This is a genomic window from Bacteroidales bacterium, from assembly GCA_016707785.1.
Taxonomy (GTDB): Bacteria; Bacteroidota; Bacteroidia; order Bacteroidales; family UBA4417; genus UBA4417.
Genome location: JADJGZ010000004.1, coordinates 155321 through 164289 on the forward strand (window position 1 = coordinate 155321; position 8969 = coordinate 164289).

Genomic DNA, 8969 nt, shown 5'->3' on the forward strand with positions numbered 1-8969 from the left:
GTACAGATTATATACCCGTAAGGGTACTTTGGCTATATATGACAATATTTTTATACCCTATAGGGTGCAATATTGTAATTATTACAATGTTTTATACCCGTAAGGGTGTATTTTTATGAAATTGTATTATATTTGTACCCGAAAGGGTATATATTATGACTTTAAGTGAATTTGTAAAAGAAAAAAGGCGACTAGCCAACCTTACTCAGCCTGAATTGTCAGAAAAAGCTGGCGTAGGTCTTCGCTTTGTCCGTGAACTCGAACAGGGTAAAGAAACTCTGCGTTTGGATAAGGTCAATCAAGTGCTGCAACTTTTTGGCTATGAAGTGGGCGCTATACCATTAAACCGAAATACGCTGCCGGATGAGAAAAGCTGAAATAAAAGTAAACGATAAAACTGCAGGCTGGCTCACACAGGACGAAAATGGGTATCATTTTCAATACGATAAGATTTTCCTGGAATCCTCTGATACCGTGCCGGTCAGTGTTACACTGCCACTACAGGATAAGCCTTTTGACAGTAAGGTCTTGTTTCCATTCTTCGATGGTCTTATCCCTGAAGGATGGCTGCTTGATATCGCCGAAAAAAACTGGAAATTAAACCCACGCGATCGTATGGGATTGCTATTGGTATGTTGTAAAGATTGTAAAAAAGATGTTTGGCCAGGCCATTCCCCCTGAACTCCAGTATCACGAATCACAAATGGAAGAACTGGCTCTGCAGGTAATCAGCAGCCAGATGGCTGTTACAGGTGTACAACCCAAAATATCACTGAATTTGTCAAAAGGTTTAGGAAAGAATGAGCCAAAACGCTTCACCATTATGGGTGTCTGGGGAGCTTATATTCTGAAACCACCTACTCCCTATTATCAGCATTTACCTGAAGTTGAAGATCTCACAATGCACCTGGCTGAAATTGCAAAAATCAAGGTGGTGCCACACACTCTAATTCGACTACAATCTGGCAACTTAGCATACCTGACCAGGAGAATTGACCGTGACAAAAGAAATAAACTGCATATGGAAGACATGTGCCAGGTTACTGAACGATTAACTGAAGATAAGAACCATGGTTCTTACGAACAGGTAGCGAAGGCTATTTGGAAGTTTTCTGCCAACCCGGGATTGGATGTCATTAATTTCTTTGAACAGGTATTATTTTCATTCCTCACCGGCAATGCCGATATGCATCTGAAGAATTTCTCCTTGATCCGTCAACCGGGAATTGTGAATATACTATCCCCGGCTTATGATATGGTTGCTACAGCACTTGTAAATCCGGCCGATGATGAAGATATGGCGCTAACATTAAATGGCAAAAAGAAAAGATTAAACCGGAAAGATTTCAGTATTGCTTTCACTTCCTTGAAGCTAGATTCGAAGCAACAGGAAAATATATTCATGAAAATGGAGAAGTCCCTGGACAAATGGATGGAGTTTATCGATATCAGTTTTTTAAATACTGACTTTAAATCTTCCTATAAAAATCTCATTCTTGACCGCTTTTCCAGGCTCAGGGCTTAAGATATTAAAGGAGATTTTTAGGGGGTAGGATTATTGCAGTATCCTGATGATGTCTGAATTTGAAAACCCTTCGCTCATCAAACCCTCCTGCCTGCTTATTCAGATCATATACAAGCGGAACTTGCACTTTAAAGTGATAGCTACAATAAAAAATCATATATTTGAATTAGTTTATCCGATATCTTGAATTTAATCAACCGATTCTATGAAAAAAAAGGCTTTCAAATTTTATCTACTCGGGTTATTGTTTATAATAATTTGTAAAGGAACAACTGCCAACAGCATAATTTGCAACAACAATTCCGAAGTTGTTTGTACTACTAACTCATGTACAATAATTAAGATACATAGCACAGAACCTGGAGCCAATCCGATGTATTTTGTTATTGCTGAAATAGCAAATGTATTTCTTCCGGATATGTCAAGATTTGTATGTATTCAAATAGTCGGTGAGGACAACCAGGAAATTTGTGATGCAATCTATTATAGCATGGAATTTATCACCTCAGTTGTTGGAACAGGAAGTAAAACAGTTAGAATCATCAAAAATGCTGTTGAACACCGCTGAAAGACAAATTGAAAAAAGCAGTTTAAAGTTTTTCACCCAAACAATAGACTTAGCTTACAATATTGCCAACACAATTGATGCATTTAAGAAGTTAGATCTAATTCGATGGAACAATGTAGAAAGAAACTATACGGAATTAGAAAATGCATATGAAGGAAGTATTACTTTATCAAATGTGACCAATAGAAATCTAACTTTTCAGATAAGCAGTGATGGTATAACATGGGAATCCATAAATTTTAAAGGGGGTGAATATAAAAAAATGAATTTCTGGCTTGGTCAAAAATCACAAAATTACGGATTCATAAGGAAATAATATTTGTAACTTGCAAGTGTATACAAATAAAGATTATAAAATTAGATATAATCAATTAACTAAAGAGTTCTACATATCTGACAGATGAAGGCATCCTACTTTTTTATTAATTGTGATTTCTCTGCAACTAATTCATACGATTTTCGGGTATCAAAGAAACATCAGAGAACCCTTCTGAAAACAATGAATATGTTGCAAAGAATGAAGTAATTACAGTTCTGATGATATAGAAAAAGAACATCCTAATATCGAAGTAATAGATAGCGGCCAAGTAAAAATTGAGGAGTATATTGAAGAAGACAAGTTAGATGAAAATTCTGCAGAGAAGCAAGAACTTTCAGTAGAATTTGTAGGATACATAGATCTTACGAGTGATGCAGAAGAAAAAATGAAAGCGCTTTGTTCTGATACAAAGTATCAAAGGAAAAATGGGCGGTTAAAACGTCTTAAGATTGCAAGGCAACTTAATCGAGAAGGCTTCCGTAAAAATAATGGTAATAGATTCAAGATTCGTGATATCCCTAAATACTATTAAAACTAACCAGGGAAAGTCCATTAAGTGTTTGCAGTATACTTAGCCTTTAGTTGTATCTCTATATGCGCGACCGAGTGTATTCATGCTGAAATCAATATTAATCATCATCTTCACCATGCTCTGATTTTTCTTTTGAATGGCCAACTTCTTTTTTATTGTTTCCTTCTTCACCTTCAAAGGCTTCGTGTTTATTCCCACTCTTGTGGCACTTTATGCAATTCTCAAATTGATAAATACCATGTTCTCTGTGTTCTTCATCGATTTTTCCCGCTGAATGCTCATGACAACCATAACATGAATATTGTTTTGTTTCAGATTTGACATGACAAGTCTTACAACTGACATTATGATCATTGTCTAGTACAAAATAGGTTGAATGGTCGAATGTTGATGGATACCATTTGTATATATTATGACACTCATTGCAACTTGCCGAAAATGAATCATGAATTTGGTCAGAGGGAGCCTTATGGCACATACTGCATTTATTCCTGTCAATACCATCGAGCAATGCATGATCAAATTCCCCGATAAACTTCCATTGGTCTGTCTGATGACAGTTATGACTAAATTTTTAAATGGGAATGCAAACTATCATCGGGTTTAGCATGACATGATACGCATTTGTCATGAATTTCAGGTTTAAGATAAGTATGATCAAAACTATTAAGAAAACTCTTTGGAACTATACCATTGTGATCACTATGGCAATTAGTGCAATTCTGGTCAACTAATTTATCATGGAATGAAATTTTCTCTACATTCCCTGTAAGCTTTTGATTGTTAATTGTATCTATCCCAATAAGTTTTAGGTTATGACACTCTACGCATTTTTGATAATCAATTCCCGAAAAATATGAATGACAGGAAGTGCATTTCTCTTTTTTTAGATTCTGATGGCTATTAGATAATTCTCCCGGATTCAGCATCAAATGCGGATACTTTATTGAAAGAATTATAATCAGGCTGGCAAAAGCAACAGTAACAAGGCTCTCATTTGACAAATGTAAAAATGGAGATAATATGGAGAATTGCAATAACGTATAGAAGAAGTGTGATGGGTACGTGAACACTTCTCCACTTGCGCATAATATCAACTGCCAGAGCGTCAAAGAATAGTTTATTTTCAGCTTCTTTCAAGGAGAAACCAGATTCTGATAAATTTCTCAACTTCTCATTATAAGCTGTGTTTGACTTCTTAAGCAAAAATTTTCCGGTCAAGCCCGATGCTATTGTTATAATGAGCATCATAATTCCTAGCCATGGCAAGATTGCATTAAAATGAATTCCAGCATGAACCAGGATTAATAAAGATCCCATCCAGGCCAGATATTCATGTAGGATCAGAAGTTTTTTTGGTGATCCGAAGTGAATAATCTTATGCTTCCGAAGTGAATATGAAAAAGATAATAGAATTAACAAAGTACCGAAATAACCAAAATATCTTCCAATTGAACTTAGGTTAAATCGGTGAAATAAATAATCAATGATAATAGTGAGTGCTATCATTGAAATAAACCACTGAAAAAAAGGTACCACTTTTGAAATAAATATTGAATTTCTCATTGAGTATAGATTAAACACTTCTGCCTTTTAAAAGAAAAACAACTAAGACTAAAGATTCTATAACTTTTGGAATATGTATTGTACCTGTATATCAATTAGATAAGTGTTGGTTCTTGACACTTAATGTCATTTAGGACGATGCTAATTGAAAAAGCCATATCATAAGTAATAGATAATGTAAAGATAGAAAGTTCTTCTTTTAGAATGCTATCTAGAGTCAAACTATTGGACCGCTTTTCCTTATTTCAACTCTCTCCCTGCGTTCGATTAGTCTTTTTTATTTCAGTCCCGGGGTCAAGCAGAGCTTGGACGAACTGAAGGTAGATGCAAGCAATGGCAAGTCCTAAATGGGGAGCAGGCCCAGGGGGAAGCCCGTTCCCTGCTCCCGGGGCGGTAATGGCCTTTTTATTCAAGTCTCAGGTCCAAGGTGGGCCGAAAGAGGATCAGTGATTGCATGATCCTGATTGTGGAGACAGCACATAGAAGCCCGCTCCCTACGGTCGCACGGTCTTTTTTATTTATAGACCGAGCTCAAGCGCAGCTTGGCCGTACCGATGGGAGATGCAGGATTATTGCATGATCCTGAATGGGGAGACAGCCCATAGAAGCCCGCCCCTTCGGGGCTACGGTCTTTTTATTCAAGTCTCAGGCTCAAGCAGAGCTTGGCTGGTCCATAAATAAAAAAGCCCTGGTCCTTCGGACCGGGCTTCTATGTAGCGGGGGCAGGATTCGAACCTACGGCCTTTGGGTTATGAGCCCAACGAGCTACCTCTGCTCCACCCCGCAATATATTTTTATGTTGAAAGAACGTTTCTGTTTGGGAGTGCAAAAGTAGTATAAGGTTTTGGATTTACCAAAAAAACATTCAAGTATTTATCATACTATTGAGTCTCTTGAAGTTAAGATACTATATTCAGGCATGGAATTGAATTAATAATAATCACAACCTAAACAGAATCCAGTCCATACAACTACAACCTGACCATCTTTCCATCTTCAAAAACCCATTTAACTTTACCAAGTTCGGTTATATCCACTAAATCCTCACTCACAAACTTTTTTCCTATTAACACACCATCTTCAATACTTAGTAATTCAACATATTCTCTGTACTCAAGATTTTCATGTGGATTAAAAGTGGAAGAGTATTCCAGCGATTGCGAAGTATTTAGAAACAATGAGCAGAAGCGGGCATAATTATTCCCGCCGTCAAAACCTTCTATTCCATATAAAATCACTGCGTCATTAAGCCCATCAGAATTGACATCACCAATCACAGCTGTTGCTGTGCTAAATAATTCAGGCGTTTTGCAAAAAACAACTCCAGTTAATGTTGACTGGCTCATCACCAAGAACACCATCCTTAATCATTAAGCAGTCATCATTCCAATAATAGTCTGAAGGTTTTGTATTTTCATAAAGGAACTCCTGCCAGATTTTCTCTTGAAAAGCTTTCTTGAAAGCAGATAGGACTGTTGCTTGTGTAACTTTAAACTCTGTTGATGCAACGCTGGTTGCTAATTCTGGTGTGGTGTTTCCACATGAAAGAATAAAAAGCATAATGCAGGTTGTGCAAAGGATGAGATTTGATTTCATATAACTTAGTTTTAAGATGAAAATGGATTTATAATACCAACAAATATAATAAGAATCAAAATTTACAAAGCACTAATTTAATGACATATACTTGATTTTTGTGTTCGCATTTACCGATAAATGTTAAATCCCTAATCCTATCAGTAAATCTCTACCTAATTATGAACCCTTTTGACTTTCGCACTGATTGTCAATTTTCGTATGTTTGTTATCAGTATTATTTCAAAGTTAAGTATGCAATATTAAAGAAACTCATCCTCGCGGAACAAACTATTCTTATCAACTTTAATTTCGCATACCTGCAAGGTAGTGGCTAGTAGGGTTGATCGAACTGATAAAATAATTACAGAAAAACTTACACATATGAAAAAACTTAAATTTTTGGGAATTATCGTTGTTTGTATTAGTGTAATTAGTTGTTCTACATTATTATTCCCTCCAATCGATCAAAATCCACCTACAAGCAAACTAAAACCTCCAACTAGTATTAAGCCTGGTAATCTTGAAAACTTTAAATACGTTTACATTTCTCCCACAAACATTTTAAGTTCGAGTACAGGATATACAATTAGTGGCCAATATTATTCTAAGAGTAAAAGTGTTAACCCAAGTGATGTTATTGCAGGAATATTAACAAAAGAAGGATTTATTAGATTGCCTGAACTTAAGCCTGAATTATCTGACGAAACCGTAATTGTAAACTATGGAGAAAGTGGTAAAAGAACTACAGGTTTTGGAGGATATGCAATTGAGGTTACTATTCAATTAATTTCAGCAAAATCATCTACATTAATCTGTTCTTGCACAGCAGAAGGACAAGGAGAAACAGAGGTCGATGATATCAGGCAAGCTGTTACCCGATGTTTAACCGAATTAATACCAAAAAGGAATTGATTCCCTGCTTTCAGAAGCTACGTTTAATTTCTCATACCTTCATTATTTTATAAGATACTCGAAAATTACAGTCCAAAACACAAGGCACCTCTAAAGCATAAATACAAATACTGTATTAAAATTCAAATTATTTCTTCCAGTCAGACATTTATGAACCTCTCCTCCCACAACAAACTCGTTTCATTTATCTGGTCCATTGCCGACGACTGCCTTCGTGATGTATATGTCCGCGGCAAATACCGTGATGTAATCCTCCCGATGACCGTCCTGCGCCGGTTTGATGCCCTGCTGGAATCCACCAAAGATGCCGTTCTTGAAGAAATGACCTTCCAGAAGGATGAAGCCGGCCTCACCGAATGGGATGAAGGCGGCCTTAAAAGGGCTTCGGGCTACGTGTTTTACAACACCAGCCCATGGACTCTTCAACGTTTACATGATACGGCCACCAATAACCAGCAGATACTCCAGGCTAATTTTGAAGATTACCTCAATGGCTATAGCGCCAATGTGAAAGAAATTATAGAGAAATTTAAGCTGAGAAGCCAGGTCCGGCATATGGCAGCCAAACTCCTTTTGAGAAACTGGACCCGGAGGGCAGAAAACTCCCTCCCCTTTCAAACCTGGGCATGGGCTATGTATTCGAAGAACTCATCCGGAAGTTCAATGAGGAGAACAACGAGGAGGCCGGGGAACACTTTACCCCCAGGGAAGTTATCAACCTGATGACCCACCTGGTTTTTGACCCTGTAAAGGATAAACTTCCGCCGGTCATGCTCATCTATGACCCTGCCTGTGGCTCCGGGGGAATGCTTACAGAATCGCAGAATTTCATCCAGGATGAAGATGGGGAAATTCGGGCAAAAGGCAAGGTTTACCTCTATGGCAAGGAAATCAATGATGAAACCTATGCCATCTGCAAATCGGATATGATGATCAAGGACAATGATCCTGAAAACATCCGCAACGGATCTACTCTTTCCATTGACGAATTTGCGGGAACCAGCTTCGATTTCATGCTTTCCAATCCGCCCTATGGCAAATCCTGGGCGAGTGAGCTCAAATATATCAAGGATGGAAAGGACGTGATTGACAGAAGGTTCATCGTAAAGCTTAAAGACTACTGGGGCAATGAGGAAGACTGCGATGCGACACCGCGTTCTTCGGATGGACAATTGCTCTTCCTGATGGAGATGGTAAACAAGATGAAACCTCTTACCCTAAGTTCGCTGGGAACAAGAATCGCCTCTGTGCACAACGGAAGCAGTCTCTTTACCGGGGATGCCGGGGGCGGTGAAAGCAATATCCGCAGGTTTATTATTGAGAATGACCTTTTGGAGGCAATCATCCAGATGCCTAACAACCTTTTTTACAATACCGGCATTACCACCTATATCTGGTTGCTTTCCAATAACAAGGAATCCCATCGGAAGGGGAAAGTTCAGCTGGTTGACGCCGGTAACTTGTACCGTAAACTCAGGAAAAATCTGGGAGCAAAAAACTGCGAATTTGCCCCTGAGCATATCACCGAAATAATGAAAGACTGTAGGGAGATGCAGGCTCTTGAACGGAATGGTGAAGTAGGGATTGCCAGCCAGGTCTTTGATAATTCGGACTTTGGATATTACAAAGTGACCATCGAAAGGCCCAAACGGCTGAAATCACAATTCACGGAAGAGCGTATCGCTGAGCTCCGTTTCGATAAGTCCCTCCGTGAACCCATGGCCTGGGATATGAAACCTATGGGATAGTCTCTACTCAGATATTTCAAAGCACGAAAGGAAATCCTCGAATGGGCTGAAAAACAGGAACTGGACCTGACAGCTAAACAAAGAAAGCACTTGTCAGCAACGAACTATGGAGCAAACAACGTAACCTTCTCAATGTAGCTAGCGGATTGCTCAAATCTATTGGCAACAGGGAATTCAATGATTTTAATGCATTTAGTTCACTGGTAGATACTGAACTGAAA

At 38.2% G+C, this 8969-nt stretch carries 10 protein-coding genes, 1 tRNA gene and 1 pseudogene; 6 read left to right on the forward strand and 6 right to left on the reverse strand.

The annotated features are described in order from the left end of the window. Window positions 1–155 precede the first annotated feature (155 nt). The 4 genes from IPH84_04100 to IPH84_04115 all read left to right on the forward strand — a co-directional run bounded on the left by IPH84_04100 (window position 156) and on the right by IPH84_04115 (window position 2409). Window positions 156–377 (forward strand): helix-turn-helix transcriptional regulator, encoded by a 222-nt coding sequence (locus IPH84_04100; GenBank protein ID MBK7172415.1) that lies wholly within the window; start codon window positions 156–158, stop codon window positions 375–377. Further along, entirely contained in the window at window positions 364–681 is a 318-nt protein-coding gene (locus IPH84_04105) for a HipA N-terminal domain-containing protein (GenBank protein ID MBK7172416.1), read from the forward strand. Before IPH84_04100 ends, IPH84_04105 begins: the two co-directional genes overlap by 14 nt. Beyond that, the gene (locus IPH84_04110) at window positions 656–1525 is read left to right on the forward strand and encodes a HipA domain-containing protein (protein MBK7172417.1); all 870 of its coding nucleotides are present in this window, start codon (window positions 656–658) and stop codon (window positions 1523–1525) included. The genes IPH84_04105 and IPH84_04110 overlap by 26 nt, the downstream gene beginning before the upstream one ends. Before the next feature lie 473 nt (window positions 1526–1998). Further along, on the forward strand, window positions 1999–2409 hold the full coding sequence (locus IPH84_04115; GenBank protein ID MBK7172418.1) for a hypothetical protein: 411 nt from the start codon (window positions 1999–2001) through the stop codon (window positions 2407–2409). A gap of 632 nt (window positions 2410–3041) precedes the next feature. Here IPH84_04115 and IPH84_04120 read toward each other — a convergent pair. The 6 genes from IPH84_04120 to IPH84_04145 form a co-directional block, all read right to left on the reverse strand. Further along, a complete protein-coding gene (locus IPH84_04120) occupies window positions 3042–3422 on the reverse strand; it encodes a hypothetical protein (GenBank protein ID MBK7172419.1) in 381 nt (126 codons plus the stop codon). Between the two features lie 88 nt (window positions 3423–3510). Then, complete coding sequence (locus tag IPH84_04125; protein MBK7172420.1) at window positions 3511–3948, reverse strand: hypothetical protein; 438 nt, start codon at window positions 3946–3948, stop codon at window positions 3511–3513. Beyond that, entirely contained in the window at window positions 3938–4510 is a 573-nt protein-coding gene (locus IPH84_04130) for a hypothetical protein (GenBank protein MBK7172421.1), read from the reverse strand. The genes IPH84_04125 and IPH84_04130 overlap by 11 nt, the downstream gene beginning before the upstream one ends. Window positions 4511–5224: 714 nt before the next feature. Then, a tRNA-Met gene (locus IPH84_04135) sits at window positions 5225–5296 on the reverse strand. Between the two features lie 185 nt (window positions 5297–5481). Further along, entirely contained in the window at window positions 5482–5856 is a 375-nt protein-coding gene (locus tag IPH84_04140; GenBank protein MBK7172422.1) for a hypothetical protein, read from the reverse strand. Further along, window positions 5810–6106 (reverse strand): hypothetical protein, encoded by a 297-nt coding sequence (locus IPH84_04145; protein ID MBK7172423.1) that lies wholly within the window; start codon window positions 6104–6106, stop codon window positions 5810–5812. Before IPH84_04145 ends, IPH84_04140 begins: the two co-directional genes overlap by 47 nt. A gap of 363 nt (window positions 6107–6469) precedes the next feature. On the opposite strand from IPH84_04145, the gene IPH84_04150 reads away from it, so the two are divergent. Together IPH84_04150 and IPH84_04155 are read left to right on the forward strand one after the other, a co-directional pair. Then, window positions 6470–7000: a hypothetical protein gene (locus IPH84_04150; protein ID MBK7172424.1), complete on the forward strand. Its 531-nt coding sequence runs from the start codon at window positions 6470–6472 to the stop codon at window positions 6998–7000. Window positions 7001–7258: 258 nt separating this feature from the next. Continuing rightward, window positions 7259–8886: pseudogene (locus IPH84_04155) on the forward strand (SAM-dependent DNA methyltransferase). The last annotated feature ends 83 nt before the right edge of the window (window positions 8887–8969 follow it).